Origin of the sequence: Citreimonas salinaria (genome assembly GCF_900107235.1) — a bacterium.
Lineage (GTDB): Bacteria > Pseudomonadota > Alphaproteobacteria > Rhodobacterales > Rhodobacteraceae > Citreimonas > Citreimonas salinaria.
On the sequence record NZ_FNPF01000013.1, the window covers coordinates 87988 to 112973 of the forward strand.

Annotated in this window: 23 protein-coding genes and 2 tRNA genes; 12 read left to right on the plus strand and 13 right to left on the minus strand. The window is 59.7% G+C overall.

Annotation, left to right across the window (positions count from 1 at the left end):
• Nucleotides 1-7: 7 nt before the first annotated feature.
• On the minus strand, nucleotides 8-1573 hold the full coding sequence (locus tag BLW27_RS14955) for a site-specific integrase (RefSeq protein ID WP_089884363.1): 1566 nt from the start codon (nucleotides 1571-1573) through the stop codon (nucleotides 8-10).
• A gap of 122 nt (nucleotides 1574-1695) precedes the next feature.
• Nucleotides 1696-1770: transfer RNA gene (locus tag BLW27_RS14960), tRNA-Thr, on the minus strand.
• 270 nt (nucleotides 1771-2040) lie between these two features.
• Between BLW27_RS14960 and murA the strand changes: the two genes are divergently transcribed.
• From murA to hisD, 3 genes are all read left to right on the plus strand, one after another.
• Nucleotides 2041-3309, plus strand: a complete 1269-nt coding sequence (gene murA / locus BLW27_RS14965; protein WP_089884365.1) for a UDP-N-acetylglucosamine 1-carboxyvinyltransferase — start codon at nucleotides 2041-2043, stop codon at nucleotides 3307-3309.
• Nucleotides 3306-3791 carry a DUF2948 family protein gene (locus BLW27_RS14970; protein ID WP_089884367.1) on the plus strand — a complete coding sequence of 162 codons (486 nt, stop codon included), beginning with the start codon at nucleotides 3306-3308 and terminating at the stop codon, nucleotides 3789-3791. Before murA ends, BLW27_RS14970 begins: the two co-directional genes overlap by 4 nt.
• A gap of 129 nt (nucleotides 3792-3920) precedes the next feature.
• Nucleotides 3921-5222, plus strand: coding sequence for a histidinol dehydrogenase (gene hisD / locus BLW27_RS14975; protein ID WP_089884369.1), 1302 nt, complete (start codon nucleotides 3921-3923; stop codon nucleotides 5220-5222).
• Between the two features lie 81 nt (nucleotides 5223-5303).
• On the opposite strand, the gene BLW27_RS14980 is transcribed toward hisD, so the two are convergent.
• Nucleotides 5304-5714, minus strand: coding sequence for a hypothetical protein (locus BLW27_RS14980; protein ID WP_089884371.1), 411 nt, complete (start codon nucleotides 5712-5714; stop codon nucleotides 5304-5306).
• 181 nt (nucleotides 5715-5895) lie between these two features.
• Between BLW27_RS14980 and BLW27_RS14985 the strand changes: the two genes are divergently transcribed.
• The 8 genes from BLW27_RS14985 (at nucleotide 5896) to BLW27_RS15020 (ending at nucleotide 11772) form a co-directional block, all read left to right on the plus strand.
• Entirely contained in the window at nucleotides 5896-6369 is a 474-nt protein-coding gene (locus BLW27_RS14985; RefSeq protein ID WP_089884373.1) for a UPF0262 family protein, read from the plus strand.
• Between the two features lie 42 nt (nucleotides 6370-6411).
• Complete coding sequence (locus BLW27_RS14990; protein WP_089884375.1) at nucleotides 6412-7296, plus strand: carbon-nitrogen hydrolase family protein; 885 nt, start codon at nucleotides 6412-6414, stop codon at nucleotides 7294-7296.
• 95 nt (nucleotides 7297-7391) lie between these two features.
• A complete protein-coding gene (gene infA / locus BLW27_RS14995; RefSeq protein WP_005978431.1) occupies nucleotides 7392-7610 on the plus strand; it encodes a translation initiation factor IF-1 in 219 nt (72 codons plus the stop codon).
• A gap of 142 nt (nucleotides 7611-7752) precedes the next feature.
• The gene (locus tag BLW27_RS15000) at nucleotides 7753-8355 is read left to right on the plus strand and encodes a Maf family protein (protein WP_089884377.1); all 603 of its coding nucleotides are present in this window, start codon (nucleotides 7753-7755) and stop codon (nucleotides 8353-8355) included.
• Nucleotides 8352-9386 carry a ribonuclease E/G gene (locus BLW27_RS15005; protein WP_089884379.1) on the plus strand — a complete coding sequence of 345 codons (1035 nt, stop codon included), beginning with the start codon at nucleotides 8352-8354 and terminating at the stop codon, nucleotides 9384-9386. Before BLW27_RS15000 ends, BLW27_RS15005 begins: the two co-directional genes overlap by 4 nt.
• A gap of 10 nt (nucleotides 9387-9396) precedes the next feature.
• The gene (locus tag BLW27_RS15010) at nucleotides 9397-9579 is read left to right on the plus strand and encodes a DNA gyrase inhibitor YacG (RefSeq protein ID WP_089884381.1); all 183 of its coding nucleotides are present in this window, start codon (nucleotides 9397-9399) and stop codon (nucleotides 9577-9579) included.
• Nucleotides 9579-10838, plus strand: coding sequence for an aminotransferase class V-fold PLP-dependent enzyme (locus BLW27_RS15015; RefSeq protein WP_089884383.1), 1260 nt, complete (start codon nucleotides 9579-9581; stop codon nucleotides 10836-10838). The genes BLW27_RS15010 and BLW27_RS15015 overlap by 1 nt, the downstream gene beginning before the upstream one ends.
• Nucleotides 10839-11019: 181 nt before the next feature.
• Nucleotides 11020-11772 (plus strand): DUF5872 domain-containing protein, encoded by a 753-nt coding sequence (locus tag BLW27_RS15020; RefSeq protein WP_245710894.1) that lies wholly within the window; start codon nucleotides 11020-11022, stop codon nucleotides 11770-11772.
• 173 nt (nucleotides 11773-11945) lie between these two features.
• On the opposite strand, the gene BLW27_RS21265 is transcribed toward BLW27_RS15020, so the two are convergent.
• The 8 genes from BLW27_RS21265 to BLW27_RS15045 form a co-directional block, all read right to left on the minus strand.
• Nucleotides 11946-12029 (minus strand) — tRNA-Tyr (locus BLW27_RS21265).
• A gap of 138 nt (nucleotides 12030-12167) precedes the next feature.
• Nucleotides 12168-12464, minus strand: coding sequence for a hypothetical protein (locus BLW27_RS20810; RefSeq protein ID WP_143042289.1), 297 nt, complete (start codon nucleotides 12462-12464; stop codon nucleotides 12168-12170).
• Nucleotides 12465-12648: 184 nt separating this feature from the next.
• On the minus strand, nucleotides 12649-12948 hold the full coding sequence (locus BLW27_RS15025) for a hypothetical protein (RefSeq protein WP_089884385.1): 300 nt from the start codon (nucleotides 12946-12948) through the stop codon (nucleotides 12649-12651).
• 904 nt (nucleotides 12949-13852) lie between these two features.
• On the minus strand, nucleotides 13853-14443 hold the full coding sequence (locus BLW27_RS15035; protein WP_218141127.1) for an HNH endonuclease signature motif containing protein: 591 nt from the start codon (nucleotides 14441-14443) through the stop codon (nucleotides 13853-13855).
• A gap of 792 nt (nucleotides 14444-15235) precedes the next feature.
• Nucleotides 15236-15604, minus strand: a complete 369-nt coding sequence (locus BLW27_RS15040) for an HIRAN domain-containing protein (RefSeq protein ID WP_177177930.1) — start codon at nucleotides 15602-15604, stop codon at nucleotides 15236-15238.
• A 1892-nt stretch (nucleotides 15605-17496) separates the two neighbouring features.
• Nucleotides 17497-18504 (minus strand): hypothetical protein, encoded by a 1008-nt coding sequence (locus BLW27_RS20815; protein WP_143042290.1) that lies wholly within the window; start codon nucleotides 18502-18504, stop codon nucleotides 17497-17499.
• A 3-nt stretch (nucleotides 18505-18507) separates the two neighbouring features.
• Entirely contained in the window at nucleotides 18508-20529 is a 2022-nt protein-coding gene (locus tag BLW27_RS20820) for an ORC-CDC6 family AAA ATPase (RefSeq protein WP_143042291.1), read from the minus strand.
• A complete protein-coding gene (locus BLW27_RS15045; protein ID WP_218141128.1) occupies nucleotides 20526-21884 on the minus strand; it encodes a metallophosphoesterase family protein in 1359 nt (452 codons plus the stop codon). The genes BLW27_RS20820 and BLW27_RS15045 overlap by 4 nt, the downstream gene beginning before the upstream one ends.
• A gap of 919 nt (nucleotides 21885-22803) precedes the next feature.
• On the opposite strand from BLW27_RS15045, the gene BLW27_RS20825 reads away from it, so the two are divergent.
• Nucleotides 22804-23658 carry a hypothetical protein gene (locus tag BLW27_RS20825; RefSeq protein WP_143042293.1) on the plus strand — a complete coding sequence of 285 codons (855 nt, stop codon included), beginning with the start codon at nucleotides 22804-22806 and terminating at the stop codon, nucleotides 23656-23658.
• Between the two features lie 124 nt (nucleotides 23659-23782).
• Here BLW27_RS20825 and BLW27_RS22130 read toward each other — a convergent pair whose 3' ends face one another.
• Nucleotides 23783-24472 (minus strand): HNH endonuclease, encoded by a 690-nt coding sequence (locus BLW27_RS22130; protein ID WP_425429300.1) that lies wholly within the window; start codon nucleotides 24470-24472, stop codon nucleotides 23783-23785.
• A 256-nt stretch (nucleotides 24473-24728) separates the two neighbouring features.
• A partial coding sequence (locus tag BLW27_RS21465) for a hypothetical protein (protein ID WP_218141130.1) occupies nucleotides 24729-24986 on the minus strand: 258 nt, incomplete at its 5' end.

Consider the following 24986-nt stretch of genomic DNA (forward strand, 5'->3'; position numbering starts at 1 on the left):
AGGGCGCCTAGGCGGCGACAAACTCCGCAACGGCGTTCAGCGCTTCCAGCTTCTCAGCCAACAGATCGTCGCCGCCATATTCAGCTTCGGTCGGGTCCGCGTCTTCCAGCCGCCCTGCGATCATCCGCCGTATCTCGGGGTCAATTTTCGCGCGCCGTGCGGCGTCAGCCCAACTGTGCCGCAAACTATGAAAAGTCATACCGTCTTCGGTCAGGCCCAAAGGTTCGCGCACTTTCCGCTCAAAGCGCTGCCCGTAATTGGTCATGAACCGCCCGTATTCATCCGTCTTCACTTCCTGCAGCGTCGTTCGCTTGCGCTTGTTGGTGTAGTTTTCTAGCCAAAGCATGCGCCCGCCAGCCTTGCGGCGTTCTTCGACATGTTCGAGAAAGCCCGTGCGCACGAGAACGTCGGGGATCGGGATCGTCCGCAGGCTGTGGTAGTTCTTCACCTTCTGTTCCGGATCAAGATCGGTGATCCGTATGCACTGGTGGTTTCCGACCATTACAACATCTTCTACCAGTAGTTGCCCGATTTCTTCCTGCCGGGCGCCGGTATACGCGGCGACCAATGGAATCCAATGATCACAGGTTTCACGGTCGAAGGTGGTTCGAGTATAATTAATGATCTTGCTGATTTGCTCGGGACTGTAGGGGCGGCGCGACAGCTTCTTGCGTTCACTGGCGCGCACCTTGGGCTTGCTTGTCTTGTATCCCACGAACGGGTCTGCTGACATGACGCCAAGGGTATCCACCGCGTAAGCGGTCAAGGCCTTCATGTGGAAGATGTAGGTTTCCCGCGACTTGTGGCTGATCGGGTCCTTGTTGTCCTTCCGGGCCTTCCTGATCGAGTCATGGATCGAAAGGCGGCGATGTTCGCCAAGAGCAGGCGGCAAAGATTTCAACGCTTCATCGAACTGGTTCAGATGTTCACGCTTGATCTTGTCGAGCGCGATATCGCCATGAAGCTCGGTCCAGCGCCGAAGCGTGTAGAGAACCTTTTCACGGTTCTTCAGGGTGTAGGCCTTGCCGTCCAAGAAGCGTTCCGCAACGTCCTGCAGCCCCATCACGCCTTCGTCTATACCCTTAACCGGGTCGGGCAGCTTGACGTTCAGCGCGGATGCGATGCGCTTGGCGCCGCGAACCTCGGTAACGACGGAGTCGCGATATGCGCGATCACTTGCTAGTTGCGCGCGCTGCTGAATCGGGTCCTCGGCCTCTTCTGCGCCCATCCCAGCGGTCAGGAAAGCCGCCATCTTGCGAAGTTCTGCGATGTGGGGGGCTAGCTCTTCGGCGCCGCCGATGGCTTCCAGAGCGGCGCGTTGATCACCGGTAAGAAGGTCCTGCAGCCGCTTCAGGTCTTCCTTCCGGACCTTGTCCGCGACTTGCTGGTCAAAAATTGTCCGCTGGCGCCGTACCTTCGCTTCCGCGACCTTGGGGTCCGCCGTCTTCATTGTCCCCCGGAACGCGGCCTTGTCGCCGTACAGCGGGCGTATCTCGACGGGGATGGGCACGTTGAAATGGTAGGTGGTCCCCCGCTGTTGCGTTCCGGCGACCTTGGGCAATGATTGGCTCATGAATGTCTCTGTGTAGCTGTTGTGTTAGTCAAACATAACACAAAAACTAACACAAAGGCTAGCACGCGGGCACAGCTAGGGCGCTGATTTCGGGTAGTTTCTTGATTTTGCTGGGAAGTTAGTGGTGCTGCTGGAGAGAATTGAACTCTCGACCTCTCCCTTACCAAGGGAGTGCTCTACCTCTGAGCTACAGCAGCCCGGTCGCGATGTGGGCGGTGATTAGACGCAATTCTCCGGCCGCGCAACCCCAATCTGGACGCTTTTTCCCCCCTGCGCTACAGAGGGGCATGACGCGGAAAGCTCCCCCCGAAAAGCCGGTGCCGACGCCATCGCGAGACGGCCGCGAGGACCGGCTGAAGGCGGCGCTCAAGGCCAACCTGGCAAGGCGCAAGGCCCAGGCGCGGGCGCGGGGCGCACCGCGTGACGATGGCCGCGAAGACGGCGAAAAGAACAAGGACTAGGCAGGCATGGATTCGATCTTGGTGACGGGCAACGGGCCCCTGAATGGCGAGATCCCCATCGCCGGGGCGAAGAACGCCTGCCTGACGCTGATGCCGGCGACGCTGTTGAGCGAAGATCCGCTGACGCTGACCAACGCGCCGCGGCTGTCGGACATCCGCACCATGTCCGAACTTCTGCGTTCGCTCGGGGCCGAGGTGTCGTCGCTGGCCGAGGGCCGTGTGCTGGCGCTGAGTTCGCACGCGCTGACCAGCCACCGCGCGGATTACGAGATCGTGCGCAAGATGCGCGCCTCGATCCTGGTGCTGGGCCCGCTGCTGGCACGCGACGGCGAGGCGCAGGTCTCGCTGCCCGGCGGCTGCGCGATCGGGGCGCGGCCCGTCGACCTGCACCTGCGCGCGCTCGAGGCGCTGGGCGCCGAGATGGACCTGCGCGACGGCTACGTGAATGCCAAGGCGCCGGCGGGCGGGCTGCGGGGCGGCGACTACACCTTCCCGCTCGTTTCGGTCGGCGCCACGGAAAACGCGCTGATGGCCGCGACGCTGGCCAGGGGCACCACGATCCTGCGCAACGCCGCGCGCGAGCCCGAGATCGTCGACCTGGCGCGCTGCCTGCGCGCAATGGGCGCACAGATCGACGGCGAGGGGACCTCGACGATCACGATCCAGGGCGTCGAGCGGCTGGGCGGGGCGACGCACCGCGTGGTGACCGACCGGATCGAGCTGGGGACCTACATGCTGGTGCCGGCGATCTGCGGCGGGTCGGTGACCTGCCTTGGCGGCGAGCTGTCGCTGGTGCAGGCCTTCGTCGACACGCTGGAGCGCGCCGGCATCTCGGCGACCGAGACCGAGGGCGGGCTGCTGGTCGAGCGCAAGGGCGACTCGGTCGAGGCGGTGGACGTCACGACCGAGCCCTATCCGGGTTTCCCGACCGACCTCCAGGCGCAGATGATGGCGCTGATGTGCACCGCGCGCGGGACCTCGGTTCTGGAGGAGAAGATCTTCGAGAACCGGTTCATGCACGCTCCGGAACTGACGCGCATGGGCGCGCGGATCGACGTGCATGGCGGCACCGCGACGGTGCACGGCGTGGAACGGCTGCGCGGCGCCCCTGTCATGGCGACCGACCTGCGCGCCTCGGTGTCGCTGATCCTGGCCGGCATGGCGGCCGAGGGCGAGACGCTGGTCAGCCGGGTGTACCACCTCGACCGCGGCTACGAGAACGTCGAGGCCAAGCTACAGGCCGTCGGCGCGAAGATCGAGCGGGTGAGCACATGAGCCAGGACGCCCGGTTTGAGGACGCCTCCGAAGCGCCGCTGCGCCTGGTCGCCTTCGACGACGAGGATCTGCAGGTGATCTCGGCGCTGGTGCAGGATTCGGTGCTGCAGGGCGCCGACATCCAGTGGCGCCCGCGCGAGCGGCGGCTGGCCTTCCTGCTCAACCGCCTGCGCCACGAGGACGTGGCCGCGGCCCGCGCCGCCGGCCGCCCGGTCGAGCGCGTGCGCACGGTACTGACGATCGAGGGCGCGCAGCACGTGGCAAGCCAGGGTTTCGATCGCGACGATACCGACACGGTGCTGTCGGTCCTGTCCATCGCGTTCGAACCGGGCGACCTGCCGGCGGGCGACGTGATCGTGACGCTGGCGGGCGACGGGGCGATCCGCGCCCGCGTCGAGGCGATCGAGGTGGCGCTGCGCGACGTGACGCGACCCTACCTGGCGCCGTCGGGCCACGTGCCCGACCACGGCGTGGACCTGTAGGCAAGCCTTGCGCTGACGCGGCTTGCGAGCGCCGCGGTGACGCGGCGACATGCCGCGCGGTTCCCGCAGGGCCGCGCGGCTTGAGGCCCCGCGGGCAAGCCGCTATCACCCGCGCAAAGGAGTGCCAGCATGCCCGTCCACCTCGACGCGTCCGATCCGGATTTCGACAGCCGTTTCACAACCTTGCTGCACGCCAAGCGCGAGGACAGCCCCGAGGTCGACGACGCCGTCGCGGCGATCATCGCCGATGTGCGCGCGCGCGGCGACGCGGCGCTGATCGCGCTGACCGAACGCTTCGACCGTCTGGTCCTGACGCCCGAGACGCTGCGCTTTTCGGCCGAGGAGATCGAGCGGCATTGCGCCGCCGTCGACGATGCCGACCGCGAGGCGCTGAGCCTGGCGGCCGAGCGCATCCGCGCCTACCATGCGCGCCAGATGCCGGAGGATGCGCGCTGGACCGACCGCGAGGGCGCCTCGCTGGGCTGGCGGTGGAGCGCGGTGTCTGCCGCGGGTCTCTACGTGCCCGGCGGGCTGGCGAGCTATCCGTCCTCGGTCCTGATGAACGCGATTCCCGCCAAGGTGGCGGGGGTGGGGCGGCTGGCGATCGCGGTGCCGACGCCCGACGGGGTGGTGAACCCGCTGGTCATGCTGGCCGCGAAGATCGCCGGCGTCGACGAGATCTATCGCATCGGCGGCGCGCAGGCGATCGCGGCGCTGGCCTACGGGACCGAGAGCGTGGCGCCGGTGGACAAGATCACCGGACCGGGCAATGCCTACGTGGCGGCTGCCAAGCGGCGCGTCTTCGGCCGCGTCGGCATCGACATGATTGCGGGCCCGTCCGAGATCCTCGTGATCGCGGATGCGGACAACGATCCGGACTGGATCGCGCTGGACCTGCTGAGCCAGGCCGAGCACGACGAATCCGCCCAGTCGATCCTGATCACGCCGGATGCCGATTTCGGCCGCGCCGTGGCGAAGGCGGTCGACGCGCGGTTGCAGACGCTGGAGCGCCGGGCCATCGCGGGGGCGAGCTGGCGCGACTTCGGCGCCATCATCACCGTGCGCGATCTGGCCGAGGCCGCGCGGCTGGCGGACCGCATCGCGCCCGAGCACCTGGAACTCTGCGTCGCCGATCCCGAGGCGCTGGCCGACCGGATCACCCATGCCGGCGCCATCTTCCTAGGCCAGTGGACGCCGGAGGCGATCGGCGATTACGTCGGCGGGCCGAACCACGTTTTGCCCACGGCGCGCTCGGCGCGGTTCTCGTCGGGGCTGTCGGTGATGGATTTTCTCAAGCGCACCACGATGGCGCGGATGACGCCCGAGGCGCTGCGCGCCGTGGGCCCTGCCGCCGAGCGGCTGGCGCGGTCGGAAAGCCTGGAAGCGCATGGGCTGAGCGTCGCGGCGCGCCTGGATCGGCTGAACCGCTAGGCGGGTGCACCGGCCCGCTCGACGTGCGGGCAGGCGGTGCGACAGGTGGATGCGGCTGTGGGGCGGCGTCGTGCGCCGCCTTCAGAGGGCGTCCGAGCCCTGCGCGTGCGGGTCGAAGGCGCTTTCGGTCGGGAAGGGGCTGATGCGCCTTGCGACCGTTCCGGCCGGCGATGCGGCGGCGCCCTCGCGCGGGATGAACGACCACTGGGCCTTGTCGATGTGGCGGCCGGTCGACCATTCGTCCTCGGGCTCGGGCTGGCGGCGTGCCGAGAGCATGCCGCCTTCCATCAGGCGCAGGGCGATCAGGCAGCCGACGATCACGAGGGCCGCGCCGCCGACATAGGCAAAGGCGATGCTGGACAGCCAGCCCATGCCGATTGCGCGTGCCAGCATCAGGCAGGTCGTGCAGCACGTGGCGATCAGGCCAAGAAGCTGTCCGAAGCTCATGCAGCGATCGTCCGAGGGCTGGCCGTTCCGCTTTGCACAATCCATGCGATCGTTCCTTCATTCCCGGCGCCGACGGATCGGGTCTTCCCGCATCGTCCGGCAGCGCTCCGCACAACCATGACGCTAGCGGGCAATTCTTACGCAAACGTTAATGTGCGGCCGGGATCGCATGGACCGCCGGCGCCGGGCACGCTAATCCGGGTGCATCAGTCAAAGGATCGCGGTGATGACCCGTATCGCGCATATCGACCTGGATGACAGCAACCTGCCGCCGCCGACCCCCGAGATCGAGCAGGAGCGCCGGGTGGCCATGTTCGACCTGCTCGAGGAGAACAGCTTTGCGCTGCCCGGGTCCGAAGAGGGCGCGGAGCAGGGGCCCTACGCGGTGCACCTGTCGATCCGCGACAAGCGGCTGGTCTTCGACGTCGGCATCGAGGCCGGCCGGCCCGCGGTCACGTTCCACCTGTCGCTGTCGCCCTTCCGACAGGTCGTGAAGGACTACTTCCAGATATGCAAAAGCTACTTCGACGCGGTCCGGACGTTGCCGCCCGGCCAGATCGAGACCATCGACAACGCCCGCCGGGCCATCCACGACGAGGGGGGGCGCATACTGAAGGAGCGGCTGGACGGAAAGGCGGTCATCGACGACGCCACCGCGCGGCGGCTGTTCACGCTGGTCTGCGTGCTGCATGACACCTGAGATCCGCCCGCGCATCACCCCTGCATCAAGGAAGGACAGATCATGAGGATCGCAACCGCCGCCTACCCGATGGAATTCCTGACCGGCTGGAAGACCTACGCGGACAAGCTGACGGACTGGGTCACGGACGCCGCGGGGCAGGGCGCCGAACTGCTGGTCTTTCCCGAATACGGCGCGATGGAGCTGGCGACGCTGGCCGGGGCCGAGGCGGCGGGCGACCTCGAACGCTCGCTTCACGTGGTGTCGAACCGGCTGGCGGACGCGGACGGGCTGCACGCGGACCTAGCGGCGCGGCACGGGGTGCACATCCTTGCGGCCTCGGCCCCGTGCTTCGATGCCGAGCAGGGCGAGAGGCCTGTCAACCGCGCGCGGCTGTTCGCGCCGCAGGGGGGCATGGGCGTGCAGGACAAGCAGATCATGACCCGGTTCGAGCGCGAGGAATGGGGCGTCGCCCCCGGGGGGCCGTTGCGCCTGTTCGACACCGCGCTTGGGCGGGTCGGGATCCTGATCTGCTACGATTCCGAGTTTCCGCTGCTGGGCCGGGCGCTGGCCGATGCGGACCTGATCCTCGTGCCCTCGTGCACCGAAGCGCTGACCGGCTACAGCCGGGTGCGCATCGGCGCGCAGGCCCGTGCGCTGGAGAACCAGTGCGTCACGGTCATGTCCTCGACCGTCGGCGATTGCCCGTGGTCCGAGGCGGTGGACACCAACACCGGCACGGGCGGCGTATTCGGCCCGCCGGATACGGGCTTTCCGCCGACGGGCGTGATCGCCGAGGGCACGATGAACGCGCCGGGCTGGACGCTGGCCGATGTCGACCTCGCCACGGTGGCCGAGGTGCGCGACGACGGGGTGGTGCTGAACCGCACGCATTGGGACGACCAGTCCGGCCGCGACATGCCGCCCGTGCCAGAGCGCCTGCGCTGACCCCTGCGGCCATTTGCAGCTTGAATCCGAAGCGCTGCCGGCCCATATAACAGCGCGTTCCGCATGTGAGCGGGACCGCTATGCAAGGAGAGATCATGGCCAAGGAAGACACGCTCGAATTCCCCGGTGTCGTGAAGGAACTTCTGCCCAACGCGACATTTCGGGTCGAGCTTGAGAACGGCCATGAGATCATCGCGCACACGGCAGGCAAGATGCGCAAGAACCGGATCCGGGTTCTTGCCGGCGACAAGGTCCAGGTCGAGATGACGCCCTACGACCTGACCAAGGGACGGATCAACTACCGCTTCAAGTGATCGCGCCGTATTGCGATCCGTGACGCCGGGCCAGCGCCCGGCGTTTTGCGTTGCACCGCGCGCCGGCACCGCCGCCCTGCCTTCCACCGATTGAAGCACGCGCGCCGGCGCGATATGCCGGGCGCGACACCGGAGACCTCACATGCCCGACCGCCCCAAGCTCATCCTCGGATCCGGCAGCCCGCGAAGGCGCGACCTGCTGGCGCAGCTGGGAATCGTCGCCGATGCGATCCGCCCGCCCGAGATCGACGAGACGCCGCACCGCGCCGAACTGCCGCGCCCCTATTGCGTGCGCCTTGCGGCCGAGAAGGCCCGCGGGGTCGAGGCGGACGTCGACGACGTGGTGCTGTCGGCCGACACGACCGTCGCGATGGGCCGCCGGATCATGGGCAAGCCTGTCGATGCCGACGAGGCGGCGGCGTTCCTGCGCGCGCTTGCGGGCCGACGGCACCGGGTGGTCACGGCGGTGGCCGTGCGCCGGGGCGACCGGCTGTGGCAGCGCGACGTGGTGACCCAGGTAAAGATGAAGCCGCTGTCGGACGCCGAGATCGCCGCCTACATCGCCACCGGCGACTGGCGCGGCAAGGCCGGCGGCTACGGCATCCAGGGGCCGGCGGGCGCCTTCGTGCCGTGGATCAACGGCTCGTTCCCGGCGGTCGTGGGACTGCCGCTGGCCGAAACGGCGGGCCTGCTGCGCGCAGCGGGCTACCCGGTTCTGGAGATGATGACCGAGGTGGCGGCATGAAGGGACGGCTGATCGCGCTGGATCATTGGCAGGGCCGCGAGGCGGCGGCGCTGATGGTGGACGGGCGGCTCGAGGATCTGCTGATCGACGCCGACCGCCCGCGCCCCGGGCACATCTACCGCGCGGTGGCCGACCGGCCGCTGAAGGGGCAGGGCGGCATGTTCCTGCGCACGCCCGACGGCAGCGCCTTCCTGCGCGGCGCCAAGGGCATGGTGCCCGGCGACCGGTTGCTGGTGCAGGTCACGGGATACGCCGAGGGCGACAAGGCCATTCCCGTCACCGACCGGCTGCTGTTCAAGTCGCGATATGCCATCGTCACGCCCGGCGCGCCGGGGACCAACGTCTCGCGCCGCATCCGCGACGAGGATGCGCGGGACGAAATCCTGGCCGCCGCGCATGACGCTCTGGCGGGCGCGCCGCTGCCCGAGGCCGCGGGGCTGATCCTGCGTTCGTCCTGCGAAACCGCATCGGCCGAGGACATCGCCGAGGACGTGGCCGCGATGGCCGCCCTTGCCGCGCAGGTGCTGGCGGATCCGGGCGCCGAGCCGGAACTGCTGGTCGAGGGCGACGGGCCGCACACGCTGGCCTGGCGCGATTGGGTCGAGCCGGCCGAGATCGACGGGGACGACGGCAGCTTTGCCCGCCACGGCGTGGACGAGGCGCTCGAGGCGCTTCTGTCCCCGCGCGTCGATCTGTCGGGTGGCGCGTGGATGATGATCGAACCGACCTCGGCTCTGGTGGCGGTGGACATCAACACCGGCGCCGACGGATCGCCCGCCGCGGGCCTCAAGGCCAACATCGCCGCGTTCCGCGACCTGCCGCGCCAGCTGCGCCTGCGCGGTCTTGGCGGGCAGATCGTGGCCGACCCGGCGCCGAGCCCCAAGAAGGAACGCAAGCAGCTGGACCAGGTGCTGCGCGCGGGTCTGAAGCGCGAGACGACGGAATCAGTGCTGGCCGGCTGGACCGCGATGGGCCTGGTCGAGATCCAGCGCAAGCGCGACCGCCTTCCCCTGACGGAGATCCTGCGATGATTTGCCCCCGATGAGTTGCCCCGTCTGCAAGCGCAAGACAGATGCCGCGTACCGGCCCTTCTGCTCGAAGCGGTGCGCCGATATCGATCTGGCGAAGTGGATGACCGGCAGCTACGCGATTCCGTCCGACGACCCCGAGGATCTCGAGGCGGCGGAACGCGCCCTCGAGCAACAGCAAAGAAAGCCCCACTGATGTTCGACGATACCCTTCTGGCCGAAATCCGCGCCCGCTTTGCCCACGTGGACACCTGCCCGCTGAGCGGCCCGCGCATCTTCTTCGAGAACGCGGGCGGGGCGCTGACGCTGAACAGCGTGGTGGACACTTCGGCGCTGTATGCGGCGATCCCGGACAACCAGGGGCGCGACAACCCGGCCTCGCGCGCGCTGGTCGAGGTGATCGACCGGGCGCGGGACGACGTGCGGCTGTTCTTCAACGCCACGGGCGGCGCCGTGGTCGTCGGCGAAAGCGGCACCGAGCTGCTGTTCCGGCTGGTGCGGGATGCCTGTACCGGCGCCGCGCCGGGCGGCGTCGTGCTGGGCTCGACCGTCGAACACCCGGCCTCGCGCGGGGCCTGCACCCGCTGGGCCGACGAGACGGGGCGCGCCTACGTGCAGGTGCCGCACGATGACGCGACCGGACAGGTGACGGCCGAGGCCTATGCCGCGCATGTCACGCCCGAGACGCGGGTGGCGACGATCCTGCACACCTCGCCGGTGACCGGCATGGCCAACGACCTGCCCGCGATCGCCGCCGCGATCCGTGCCGTCGCGCCCGAGGCCTTCATCATCGTGGACGGCATCCAGCACGCCAGCCACGGCCGGATCGACTTGTCGCAGGCGGATGTCGACGGCTACGTTATCTCGCCCTATAAGGTGTTCTCGCGCCACGGCTATGGCGTGGCATGGGCATCCGACCGCCTCACCGCTTTGCGCCACGACACGCTGCCCGGCGGACCTGCGCGGAACTGGGAGCAGGGCACCCGCGACACCGGCGCCTATGCGACCTTCTCGGACGTGGTGGCCTATTTCGACTGGCTGGGCGGGCGCGTCGGGGGCACCGGCGAGCCGCGCCAGCGGATCGAGGCCGCCGGCACCGCGATCGCCCAGCACGAATCCGCGCTGACCCACGCGATGATCAACGGCACCGACAACCTGCCGGGGCTGCGCGCGCTGCCGGGCGTGGGCATCGTCGGCGGCGCGGACAATGCCGCGCGCGAGGGGCTGGTCTGCTTCTGGCTGGAGCATGTGGACTCGGCCCGGATCGTCGAGGCGCTGAACGAGGCCGGCATCCGCACGCATATCCGCCGGGCCGATCACTATTCCGGCACGATCCTGAAGCCGCTGGGGCGGCCGGATTGCGTGCGCGTGTCCCTGTGCCACTACAACAGCCTTGCCGAGGTGCGGGCCTTTCTGGACGCGATGCGCGGGATCGCAGCGGAGTCGGGGGCTTAGCCTCCACCGCCTGCGGCGGCTTCCCCAAGGAGTTCCGACAGAAGACGTGCGGCGCGCGGAGCCGGTACCGCCGCGCCCTGCCTGCGCGAGCAGGGGGCCGTGCCCGCCGTGGCGATCTGCCGTCTGAACCTGGACCGCCTTGCGTCGTTGTCGCCCTGAAGCCGACAACGGAGGACGTGGAATGGCCGAGGCGAAAAAGACCGACCCGAAGCTGTGGGAGAAGGTGAAGGAGGAGATTACTGCCTCCTCGAAGGGTGGTCGGAAGGGGCAATGGTCCGCCCGGAAGGCGCAGATGGCGGTGCAGGAATACAAGCGGCGCGGCGGCGGCTATGCCGATGACGGGCCGGACCAGGAGGAAACGCACCTTCACGAATGGACCGAGGAAGAATGGGGGACCAAGTCAGGCGAGGAATCGCTCGAGTCGGGCGAGCGTTACCTGCCGAAGGAGGTCCGGCTGCTGCTGACCGAGGATGAATACGACCGCTCGACGCAGCGCAAGAAGGGCACGAGCGGCCAGTTTTCCGGCCAGCCCGAGGACGTGAAGCGCAAGGCGGCCAAGATCCGCAAGAGCGGACCGACCCGGAAGATGATCGAGGAGCGCGCTTCGGAGCTGAAGATCCAGGGCCGGTCCTCGATGGGCAAGCATGCGCTTCTCCGGGCGATCGATGACGCCACGGACGAGAACGGTCGCGCCCCGGGATCGCGCGCCTCTCTGGATGCGATGACCAAGGGCGAGTTGCAGGACAAGGCGCGCGAGCGTGGCATCGACGGCCGCAGTGGAATGTCGAAGGACGACCTGGTCGAGGTGCTTGCGGATGGCGATAGCGGCCTTGACGGCAAGAGCAGGAACGAGCTCTACCGTATGGCGCAGGCGCGCGACATCGACGGGCGCAGCCGCATGTCGCGGGACGAGCTGGTGCAGGCGCTGTCGTGACGGTGCGGCGACGCCACATGGCGACGTCTATCGAGGGAACACCACTGCACAGTCACGCGGCGCTGGCCTATCGCGCGTGAAACGGCGCCTCGGATAGCAATGGCATCTAGTCTGAGCGACCATCAAGCGATGGCCGGTCGCCTACTCCTGCGGTTCGCCGATGTTCACAATTTTGGTGGGCGACCTAGGAATCGAACCTAGCGTGCGTCTCCGCGAGGGAGTTACAGTCCCCTGCCACACCTTGCGGCCTGTCGCCCACCGGCACCGTAAGTTCCGGTGTGTCAATGACTTGGCGCGATGACCTGCCGCATCCTTTAAGCTTCTGAGAGGCTCACCCTCAGTTACTTCGAGTATGCTTGGTAGTGTAAGGGCGAATCACCTGTCAACCCTTACACTCACGGACAGTGCCCTTGCGCCTCGCTGAGATGCGACTTGTAGGCTTCGAGTTCTGCCGTGCTCGCTGAGGCGAGGAAGTTAAGTTCTCGGCTTTCCCAACCCCTCTTGAAGCCTTCTGCCAGCGTCCGCTTTTCAGCGTCTGTTTTCTCGCATGGGAAGCAGAGGCGCATGAGGTTTTGGAACAGGTGCCACGCATGGGCCTTGGCGTTCCGATAGATGAAGCGCACAGCGCCATCGGCTTCGACAAGGATGTGCCCCCTGCGGTCGGCTTCAGCGCGACGGTCGGTGCGCCCCAAGTAAGCGCGGACAGCTTCGCTCTAGAATTCAGGTCCCAGGATGATCGGATTGGGATAGCCCCCAGCGGCGCTGAGCGCGTCGCTGAGGTTGGTCTTCTTTTCCGCACGAGTATGCGCCGGGTGCGGCAGTGGCCCTACTTGCAGCGCCGCTGTGCGGCTACCCGCTGCCCTGCTAGTTTGGGCCTCACCGGTCATCCAGCGCATCGACGTCAACAGGGAAGTCTAGCGCGGCATACGCCGGGGTTCCCGAGAAGACATGAGGCCCCTCGGGTTCAACGGGTTGCACCCGGTTCGACGTCACGACTTTGACCGCGTTCCCAATGTCGGTTGCTGTCGCCTCATTCTTTTCAAGTTTGGCGATCAGGGCGCGTATCAGTAGGCCGTTAAGTTTCTCCAGGTCTGCGCGAGTAGCGTTGAGATCGGTCGGCGTCATCGCGGTTTTGTTCGAAACGGCTATGTCGTCGTCATTTGCATTGGTCATCATCTAATGTTCTTTCTGAAAATGTCTGCTGAGGCCGGACGTGTCTTCGCCTTGCGGAAGACCGAGAGCCTCGGAAGCCTTGCTGAGAAGGCGGCAATCGGAGAGCCAATCGCTCCCCATTGCGTGTTGGATTGCCATGCGGAGTTCGCCTCCGATGGCTCGGACAAGAGAAGCGGACCGCCAAAGATCGAGCCTCTTTGTCTTTGTTATCGTTTCGGTAATGGGGCGAGGTAGGTTCTCGTCGGGATTGTCCGAGACGTACCAAGGGCGCTCCCAAGCAATAACCTTTTCCTCGGTGGTCGCCTTGGTGAAACATGAGTTCGCTAATACGAACCGTCCTGCCCCCGTGTCTACGAAGCGATTACGTTCCTCTGTGAACCGCTTCCGGCTCCCCTCGGGCATTGTCCATTTGAACTCAGCCCATAGCCTAATTGCCATGTGTCGTAGCATGGCGTCCGACAGAGAATGCCCTCGTCGGTGCAGGTAGTGCGAGAGGATCACCCAGCCTTTGGCTTGCTGAGTGTACCCCGAGACCCCCTCTAGACGGTAGAAGGGTAGCGCATAGGAAGGGTGGTGGTGTACCTTCCGTTGGCCCTCTGCCCATGCCAGCCTGAAAGCCTTGCGGTCACTGTTGGTCGTCAACAGGTCCTGTTCCAGCCAAGCCTTAACGGCTTCCTCTACTGCCCTAAGTTCCGCTGGTGCCGGAAGCTTCATTGTCGGATGACCAAAGCGCCTGTATCGCTGTGCATGGGTATAGCAGTAGGGATAGAGGTCATGGCGCTTTCTTGCGCAACCCGCTACCGCGCATGGAAGATCGCGGTTCGCTTTCTTGGATAGCGCCAAGGCAACCGCCCGTCTTTCTCTATCCTTCCTTGATCGCCTTCGGGTCGTGGGCAAAAATGAACGGTTACGCATTAGCCCGATGATTTGAAACGTGATAACGATTATCGAATAGGAACGAGAGGAAATTGAGAGAGGTCACCGCAAGTAGCTCCGTGGGGAACCGGAAGTTGAACGCGGCCCCACCTTCGGACGAGAAGAACGACACGGAATAGTTGCCATCTTCTGTTTTCTCGTAACTGCCGTAACTTGAACAGTCCTTGCTCTGCATTCGGTTTTCCATGTTCTCGCTATGCGTTGCCGCTCGAAGGTTGACAGGCCGGTTGTCGAAGGGAATGCGGTTTATGTGGTCGATTAGCTTCGGCGGCACTTCCTCGTACTTGAGAAGCCAGATCAGCCGATGAAGCATTATACGAACCGGCCCCAGGTCGGGGTGGGTGACCCCCAAGATAATGTGGGGCATCTTGAGGCACGGCTTCTTTCCAACAAGTGTGCCCGGATACCTCCGATTGAAGTTGATTTGGGCGAGCGCCGACTGGAAATGATTGCGAGGGCGCTCTTTCCAGTAAATGCGGCCTTTGTCGATCTCGGTGGTGTCGAAACAGGCTCGGAGAAAATCGAGGTTCTCCGGTCGTAACAGTCGGTCGGTCTTGTTCATGGTGGTATTAATAGTTTCTGTGAATCAAATGTGGCCGCCGTGGCGGCAGGATGGGTAGTGGTCTGAGAGAACGTAAGGACGCGTGAGTTCACGATACGAACGTCTGGATGACCTTGGATTGCTATCGCATTTGCAGCAGGCTTGCCCCTGAGGCACTACATGTTGTGCCTCCCCGCGAGCTCCGTTGTCGTTCGCTCGGCGGAGAGCGTTATTCCTGCAATATGAAGGGTTTTAAGAACGTGCCCTACAGCCGCTGAGAGGCGTCCTGGAGCGCCATCAGCCACCTCCGCTAGAGCGCCTAAGGAAATGCAAGGCCGCACTCGGTGAGGCTCTAAGGATCTCTAGCCGGTGAATGCGCAACCGCGCACCCTAAATAGAACCCACTATATTTAGTTTCTTGCGACGTCAGATTGCGGCGTCCCGCGAAGCCATGTGGCGTAGGCGAGGCAGCGCGTGATCATTGCCTTTGCCATTAATGTCGCAGCTTTTTGATGGCGTCGGGCACCTGAGGCGGTTCGAGGCTGACGAACCGGCAAACCCACACAGGACCCTGACAGACCGTCAGCCAACCCACTGTTATTAAGTAGGTCACTGTGAGTATTCCTGACCGCACCGGCTACCGGCCTGTCGGTCCTGCGGTGCAATGAGCAATGATTTGAGCTTCCCATCCGCGCCTAGAAACGCTGGTGTTCGCGTCGTGATCTTACCTAGGGGCCACGGGGGGAGGGCCTGGTTCGCGCCCTACGTTTAGCCTCTACAGATTTTTCTCGGAAAACTCGGGCGCGGCGAAAGCTATCGTTTCGCAATATCCCATCCGTTGTCTTTCCGTGACTTCGAGTTCGGCATTAGCGGCTGAATGGTCAACCGAACGAAACCGTTGCCTCCGCTCCAACCGCTAATGTATTCGGCCTTTAGCGGCATATCCGATGGAAAATTCGTTGCCGCGAGCGCCGCAATGTCGCGGTCAATGAAGCCGACGTGTCGGCCCTTGAACCACACTTCGATGGCATTGGGGTCGTGCGGGTTTTGATGGTCGCGCTTGAGTTCGAAACCATCCCCTTCTTTCGCTTTCCTGAACGCCCATAGGGCATCGTCGCGGCGAAATTGAATTCCAGCGACTTCGACCCAACCACAGATATTCCAATTTACCCAACCGCTCACTCGCAGATGGTCAGATGGGCCTCGCGCCTCTGATTTCCCAATTCGCTTTTGCGAGCGTGTGGGTTGCGGTGGCTTGGCGGCAGGTACTCCTTGGGAAGACTGGTGGAGGGAAGCAGGGCTGGGGCCGTGGGCAGCCGCATCGCTTGACCTGCCTAAAAGCTTCGAAAGCCACCCCATCTGCCTACCTCTCGCGTGCCCTGATCACAACAAGGGCGAGGGATTGGACCCTGCTTTGTCAAGCTTGATCTGCCAACGGCGCTCGACTAGCCTCCAGGCTAGCGCTTGATACCTTCGCTTGGAGGTTGATCCTCTCGTACTGCCTGGAGGCTGAACAGTAGGCGACCCTACAGCCACCAAAGCCCTCTGACAGCCCCGGAGAGCCTCGCTCAGTGCGATCCTGGCCCTGAGGTAACCGAGGGTAGCTGAGAGACCACTACGAGCCTCTACGAGGCTCCTACGAGGCGACAGAGAAAGAGAAGAAAAAGATGATCCGGTAACGAGAAGGGTCTTGAAATCGAGAGCGAGAGTACTACGTAAGAACTATAGTTATACTATAGGTTCTACTTAGGGTCTCTTTCTTATTATTACTTACTACTTACTACCTGGGTAGGAACATACGGATACTCTAGGTCTACATGGTGTACCTAGGGTCCTAGAGGGGAGAGAGGCGGGATTGGCCTCGTGTCTGCGCCGGTACGTGCCGAACAAGATATCCCCCCAGCGAACATCCCCGGTAGCGGATCAGTCAGCGACCCAAAGCCACCTAATGCCCTCTCAGACCCTCTGGAAGCCTCGCTGAGTGCGGTCTAGGGCCTGAGGTGAACGAGGGTGGCCTAAAGACAACTCCGAGCCTCTACGGCCCTCCTACGAGGTGAGGGACAAGGAGAAGGAATATTCGAACCAGTTGCAAGGCATAGTGGGTAGACCGGGCTTGGCTCGACCTGCAATGAAAGATGTTGCGTGATCGTTGCACCGTTGTTCACACCGGATGAGCACCGGCCAAGATTAGCCACCTACAGCTTTGAAAGCGGCCTGAGAGCCTCTGTGCGCCTCGCTGAGGCGCCTTCCAGTCCTTTGGTGACGAGGGTGGCCGGTGGACCGCTACGCGCCTCTAAGAGGCACTAACAGCGCGACAAGTTCACCGTCTCTCTGGAACGGTATGGCAGGAATTCATTCTGTACTCACGGGAAGCGTTTTGGTCTGTCAGCTTTTGCATCATCATTTCAAAGTTCTTCTCGCTCGACAATCCGATATCTCTCATGTGTCCGTAAATGGCATCCTGCCCAGGAATTATTCGGTAGCGAACAGTGCTTTCTGCGATTCCTACTCTTCGGCCGATGTGAAATTCCGTAGTTGCCCAATGGGGTTCAGGCTCCGAGGTTTGTCCAATAAGTATTCTGTATATTCCTGTGCTATCTGGACCATAGCAATTCGCTCTCTTGATCGCCTAAAGCACGCGCTGCCAGAGAGCATGACATTGCGTCCAACGCGTCTCCCCATAGTGGAGAGTCAGCGTGGACGTTGGCCGCCGAAGCGACGATCGCGAATATCGAGATCGATAAAAAATCTTCGCATTTCCTTTTCTTTCTATTCCCAGCCCACGAATAAGCATGGGGAATGGTCGAAGTTAGTCAATAACGAAGTCAACGTTCTCCCACTCCTATCATTAATATCCTCGACAAACCCAGCGTGCATCTTTCCAGCGATTTCCGATAGCTTCTCGCCGACGGCGTGCTCCCCTCGCCCCGTCAGCGCCTCATAGGCGCACAAAGCATCGACAAGTTGCTTGAACAGGCCCTCGCGTCCCTTAGGGCCCTCCGAGGATTGCAGACGGTTCAGACCCGATCCTGTCTTTATGCACCAATCGGTGACCAACGGTGAAGGTCAACGTTTTATTTGGCCAATAGGGCTGCGATCATTGGATTTGTGTAATCGGTCATAGTTGAAATGGAGCCTCTTCCGGACGCAACGACGTCATGCCTATTATAATTTTTTGGAATTCGCCCAAGTAGAGAAACCGTTTCTTTAAACCTCTGCGCAACTGCGCAAGCTGCTACAGAATGCGACTTCGTGCCGCAGCAGAAGATATCAACACTATACTCTCGTGGAATTTTTCTGATCAGTGCAATATAGTTTTCTATTGCATCGTTAACTGATGAAGCGCTGCTTTCTAACACAAACTCATTTGCAACCCCATACTCCCGGTGGAGTCTTCCGAGTGTTGACCTTCTGCTTTGCTCTAGGGCTGGGGAATTTTGAGAATTAGAATGCAAAACGGCGACGGCATCATAGCTACGCGTCTCAAGTAGGTCGAAGATGATCTGCTCATCTGCCCCAATAGAAACGATCAGAGCTTGCTTTTCAGATGTACCGCCTGTGCCGGGAGTATGGCGGATCGGAAAAAATGGTTCGGCCAAGCCTTGAGAGAAGCGACTTCCCAATGGTTCACTCGGGTATGAACCCTCGAGGTATCCCCAGTGACTCTGACAAAATGACTGATCAACTAACAGAAAGCGATACAGAGTCTGAGTTACAGCCTTGGGCAACGACGTGTAGTCCACAAAGCAGGTGTTCCCGACGGTGTTTGCCGGTGTCTTGAAGATCTTTTCAACTTCGCTTTGCCAACCTATCCGATTCAATGCTTCAGGAAGCTTAACTGGTACAACCGTGTTAAAACATTTGGCTGCTCGTTCATAGAACTGCTCGCGGCTCTCTTGACAGATGCCATCGTCTGCGAAGGAAAATACTAGGCATTTCCGTCCCCTGATCGCTCCGGTCTGAATGAAGGCTTGGCTACGGCTTTCCCACCCCATAACAAAAACGGCCAGGTCAACTTCAATCTCTGGCATGTAGGAAGTTTCAAATAGCACTTCCTCAAACTTTTGCCCGTGGAAAATCATGAACTACATCTCAAACTTCTGTTGGCGAGCGTCGACACTTGAAACATGCTCGTGTTCATTGCGAGCCCACGTATTGGGATCTGTCGCAAACCTATCATCTAATAGCCTGGCAATACCGACTGGACGAAGAAGCACGGTCTCATACGCTCCTTTAGGCGAAATGCCCAGCGCCGGTGAAAGGCGCTTGTGCAAACGGAACTCTACAAAGGACTCGTTCTCAACGTCTTCTGTCTTGTTTACAACTAAGAACCCATCGCGCTCCAAGCGGCGAACCGTTTTCTCAAAGTTAGGCTGTTTTGACAGGGAGTCGACTGCACTACCTGACACCCGGAAAACTCCGCGCTCAGGCTGAAGAATAGCCTTGTTGTCGGATGTATCGGTTTGAAGAAGCTGAACGTACTTCGACAGGCCGAACATCAACCTGTAAAGATATTTTTCGGACGTATGTTGGAGATCTTCTATGCTAACAAGCGATCTACCCGAAACGCGTAACAAGACTTCATTTTGAATAGCTAAGTCAAGATTGCTGCTCGAGTTGAAGAACCTACGAATTGTTTTTACCGCAGCCTTCAATGGGCGTGAAGTTGCTCCATTTTTAAGAGCATATTGATCGAAAAACTCTGCCATTATGTCGAGGAAATCGCGGATGTTTCCATCAGAAGCCCAGAGCACGAAACGGCCACCAGCGTAGATCGGAGTTCTATTGCATAAGTGGCACGCATAGACGTAGGCGGCCGCCTCTTTCCGAAAGATGCGCTTCTTAAGCCTTTCGATTGAGCTGGCTTCAACCGCAAGTTCAGCTATTGGAACGTTACCAATCTTCGCTACAACGTACTCAACATAGGGAAGTTTTCCATCGTCCATACTGAAACGAGGCCAATCCTCCTTTTTGATGTTATTCGTGGCGTAGTTTTTATAGGCCTCGACGTTGTTTTTAAAGTCGGTAACCAATTTGCTTGGATACCCGCCTATGGCTGCGGAAATTAGCGTATTGTAAGATGGCTTGCCAAATATCTCCATCGTCATTTGGTCATCACTTCTCGCCTCTTTCGGCGAATGATCTTCCAAGAATGTCCGCATCCGCAACGTTGCAACGTTCTCGCAGAAACTGGAAAACTCGCTGTCGGTAAGTTCGTCTATGGCAGCGACATCACGGTCTGCGTAGTTTAAATATGTCTCAGGCAGAAAGGTTTCGCTTGTGTTGTACTGTCCGCGAACGTGGGCAATAATCCAGCGACTTACGCCCTCATTCGACTTAAGATATGTGTTTAAGGCTACCTGTTGCGATTTCGATAGTGATTCGCAGTCGTCAAGTAACACCACAAATCCCAATTTCGCTCCGTGTTCCAAGGCGCGGCAATGTACTGATCCGAGTATGTCCTCTCGAATGATGCGCAGCAGCGTTCCTGGAATGAATGAGTCAACTACGCTTTTAACTGCCTCGATTTTCTCCAAGTCAAAGATGGCAGTAAAGGAAGCTCGCAATGAGCGAAGCAATCGCTTGAGGTCCCCATAGTCATAAACGACTTGCGCCTCCTTAGTTGATATCTTTCCGAAAAGCGCAGAAATTTCGCTGCAAGCCTTCCTTTCCTTCTGGCCGGAGAAGTGGAGGACCCCGGAGTCTTCAAGCGCCAGAAGATCAGAAACAACGCTCTCCAGTAGGCTAATTTCGAAGTAGGAACAGAAAGTTTTATACCGCTTTATTTCATCGAGCTTGTCATCCTGTTCCTTTCCGCCCAAAACATCCAAGACCATTTCGGTGATAAACTGAAAGTTGTGGTTGAACTGGAGGTAAGCCCCGAACCAATTAAGTCGCCGTTGCCCAAATTGTTCACGCAGAATGGTATTGCCGAGAATTTCCTTTGTGTGCAGTGATCGCAACAATGTAGTCTTACCGCACCCTCTTGTGCCGTAGACGAATGAGGGTTTCTTGGCTGAGATCAAACTTTTCGCCCTAGGGTTCAGCCAAATTTTGGGATTGTTCTCAAGTTCAAATTTCGTGGGCTGGAATGGATTGATGCTCAATGGGAACCTCCCAACGCAGTAATTCGCCACCTGTGGCGCGGCAGGCCTAGGTTTTTTATGTCTACGAACCCACCGCAAAACAGTGCCATAAGGGTATTTTCCAGTTCGTCGCCGTTCGGCGCGGAGCTTGAGTTTTCAATTTCGGGGAAGGACCGTGTTTGTTGTTTGACATACTCCCAGAGCTTGTTTGCAGAATTAGAAACTAACATTTCGCTTCGCCCAACCAAAGGGATGAACCTCGTGTCTTGATCAGTGAAGTTGCTTATAAAGCCGGAGGGGTTCAAACGATACAACGTTACGCGAACTAAGAATACATCCCCGCTCTGATCGTGGAAGAGTGCAATTTCGTTATACCCCTTCCAGATCGGTGGCGCTGATATTGTGATAATTGTGCACTTCCGCGTATCGCCAATTTTCGCGGAAGGGCGCTCTATGATTTCAATTGGATCGTCATGAATATGTCCATGGAGATAGATAAAGTTCTTGTTTGTGTCCAGTAGCGCTGACCTGAAATGACCACCATTTAGTAGCTCAGCGTACGGCGAGATTCTTGGAACTCGTTGAGGGAGGAGGTTATGATGTGCGCACATTAGTATAGTGCTTCCTTTTGCAGAGCTCGCCGCTTGTATTGTATTCGCCATAGCCTCCTTCGATATGTATGGAGTATCCAAATGGCGATAGCGTTGCTCAGTCAGAGTATGTCCGGTTGTGGTAGCTCCGCCGAAGTCTGGAGTTTCGCTGCCGTCATTTATAAGGCTATCGGACAATATTTTGACTGGCGCTCCGTCTCCTCTTTCGCTTTCGGTAACGCTGTTTTCGATCGATGGCGCCAATGCATGTAGAGACTGTGAGCCAATACTGGAGTTTATAAGGATCAGTGGAAGAGGTTCGCTGTCAGTTTTCCCTTTTCCCAGTTTAAGACAGCGAGCTCCTTCTACCGGCGGTGAGGACCACCCAAGCCCTTCAGCCGCTTCGCGGAAATGGGCAAATTTACCAAGGGTTCCCAATCTTTGCGCGTCGTTGCGATTCACATCGTGGTTGCCTGGCACTACGTATATTTCTGGGCGAGTCGCGGAGCTAGCATCCTGAAGGAGGGTGTTAAATATATCCATTGCTGGTGCTATAAACTCGTTTCTGCCGTAACTCGTTAGGTCACCCATCAGGAAAACGGCGTCTATCGTTCCTGAATTCGCAGTTTTGTTAATGCCCTTTAGTATTTGGGATAGACGGCTATGTTTGAGGTCGCCTATGATCTCCTGCGAAAACTCCGCATCTTTAGTGTCTATGTCCGTTTCTGACGCGGTCCATTCTGGCAGGTGGACGTCGCCAATTTGCAGGATCCGGGTCGTTTTCATGTATACTATCAACCCTCGTTGGTTTTTAGTGAGCATCGGATCAAGTAAAAGGAAGTTCAAGTCCTGTGTTGGCCCAGGATCAAACTTGCTACCTAAAGTTCCCCTAGGTTCCGATCGTTGGAAGAGATCAAGAGCGGCTCGCGCGACCGTTGCCAGCCAGGCTGGGCTTTGGTCCCTTCGGCAGCTTCAGAACGTTCCCAGCGTCTGTTTTGGCTGCGAGCGGATCGCGGCGACTTAGGTGCCGGTGCAGGTTCAAGATTGGGATGCGTTGCGCGTCAGGTCAATGTTCGGACGCTCTGCTGAAACATTAGCGTCAGCATGCGATCCCTCGCCGCGCCGCGCGACCCGTTCACCATGCCCTGTTAGCCTCCAGCCTGTGGGTGTTTGGCGTCTTCCGAGGCGTGACTGAGATTTCTTAGAACACTCCCCTTGAGCTCTTTCACATCCCTTCTATTGCGCTCTTCGCAGTTCCGGTCGATCGGTGTTGGTGGGGCTCGCGTTCGGTATGATCGCAACGATCGGGAGTAACAGCGTTGCGCCAAAACCAACTGTATCTGGCTTTGTGAGAGCAGTGTTCTCGCCAACTGCCCTCTGTCCCGCCTCGACTTCCGGCGGTGCTGCCTGTCAGGTGGCTTCACCACCGCTAGCTCTGTGGGTTGCAGTTCAACAGCGATCACGAACGTACGGTCTCAAGCTTGGCCAACCTTTGATCATCCGGCGGCTTCCGGTGTTCCTCTTCCTTCGGAAATCGAGTTGCACGTGTGTATGACCTTCATCCTGTTTTGGCGCGGCGCTCTGTGCAATCTTGATGGAGTCCTCGTGATCATAGTATGGAAAGGAAAATTCCTAGTCGGCGAAAGATAAGATGACTACACACCGTTTCTCAAGGTATAGTGCAGGATCGCTTAGAAGTATTGCAATGAAGGAATTCAATCTGCGCGAGACCGAAATCAACAAACATTATTGGTCCTTTATCGCATCTTCAGAGCATTCTGCATATCGGGCAAGGAAATATCAAAATGTTCACAAGGATGCTCCTACATCTAGGCTCTTTCGAGCAAGTGGCGCGGACGCTCCGCGAATTCCATCAACTGTTTCAAAGTGGCTCGAAGCGAACGATGACTTGAAAAACTGGCTGAGACTGAGTGTCTTAGTTTCAGCTGCATCGAACTTTGAAATGTTCCTCGGGCATGTGTCAAGAACTGCACTGGCTTCAGATCCATTTGTCCGGCACGGTAGTTCAAGAGCTATTGATGGAGTCTCTTTATTAAAAGGTGGGCTAGAGCTTCCCTATGAGGATGTGATTGAGGGCCTAACGAAAGGTGATTGGAACTCACGGGAATCCTTCCTAATGAGAATCTTCGGCGTAAAAATTCTAATTGTTCATCATAGGAAGGGCGAACTTGAGGAAATTAGAAAGATTAGAAATGATTTTGCTCATGGTTTTGGGCGCAGTATAAGTGTTCCTCAGCCGGGATTTCTGTCCGTTAGTAGATCCCAAAGCTTAAGTCAGGATAGGTTAAAAAGATACTTGGGATTGCTGTCCTCAGTGGCGAAGTCAATAGATCGCCACTTGATGGGACATCATATAGGACACTACGAGATGCTCTGTCATTATCATCGATTTGAGGCCGAGCTGTCGACGAGCGGCGTTTCTGTACACAAGGCTTTGAAGAGCGATATTTACAAGTCCTTTGGAGCAACGGTTACCGAGAGGTTTTGTCGCGATCTAATCCGCCACTATGAGCTGTGCCCGATAATTGGCAGGATTTAGCCAAGCTCCAGACTTCGTATCATGAAGGCAATTTCACCCTCGGTCGGCATATAGGCACGTTCCGACCTTTAAGGTTTGAGAGCCTGTCCTGCGACAATTCCACAGTGTTTTCTTGACTTCGAGATCATCGACTGACGTCGACGCTTTGTAAACCGAAGATCTTTTGGTTGTGATAAGCAATGCTAGCTACTGAAATTGTGTGTCCGGGTGCTAAAGATAAACCTTTCGCCGGGATCGCTATGCATCCGTAGTCTAGCTCGGCGTGATGATTGGGGCATACGATGATGATATTTGAGGCTTGATCAGGGCCATGATGAGGTGCTCCAATCGGAATAATGTGATGAGCTTCTGTGTACGAACTGCCGTCTGGCAACTTGATGGAAGAGCCGCATATCTGGCACTTGTTGCGGTGCAGCGCTTTAACTTTGCGAGTCATCCTTGTGTCGCGGATTATTCTGAGCGTTGCTATTTCTCTCGCTTCTGGAGTGGCATGGCCATCGGGAACTCGTAAATCCGACGCTCTCGGTAAAGTCGGCAAAAATTCACGTAGGCCCCATACTCCATTTCCGATTCCCTCTACACTAAAGAACAGATCTCTCTTCTGCCTCCAATTGCTGGATTCTTCGGAATTGTACTCAAGCTCCTTCCTTACGATAGCTTCCAGTGATGTGGGAGTGGACTGTCCGTTCCGCCCACGAACTCGTCGTACTTCTTCGTAAATGTCCTTTAACGGGGCGCTGCCTCCAAGATTCCTCAGGGCTAGCTCAACTGATTCACACCATGTCATTTTTTTGGTCTCACATTTTGTTTTCATTAGGAGCGCTGCGCAACGGGTCCTTCTAGCGCGTCGCTCAAATTATTGACGGAACGATAAATTTCCGTCAGCGCAGTGCCTGGATTTGGCCGAATCAAATTGCTTTTGCGAAGCGTAGTCTTCCGCTACAGTTTTTATGTGTCCGTGAAGGCAAGCGGGTACGGGAACCTCATGTTTGATTTGGCCGAAGCTTCTGGGGCGTCACTTTCGATCGCGTAGTCTGAGCCTTCAGGTAGAGGATGCAAAAGCCGTGGCGTTATGTTTCTGTTGGGATTCGCGGTTCCACATGGATATCACTTTGCAAATTTCCCCCAAGTTCGGAGTAGAGATCCTCAAAGGTTTTCCTGATCATGCCGTTTAGGTTGCCACGGCTGGCATACACGGACAGACCGATGTCATCATTGTTTGCATGCCCCACCGTGGTCTTGCCCCCGTTTCGCCGGACACTCAGGCAGTTGCGGTTTGAGCTGCGATGAAGTCGCGTGGCGAGCGCATCTTCAGCCCTGAGTGCGGG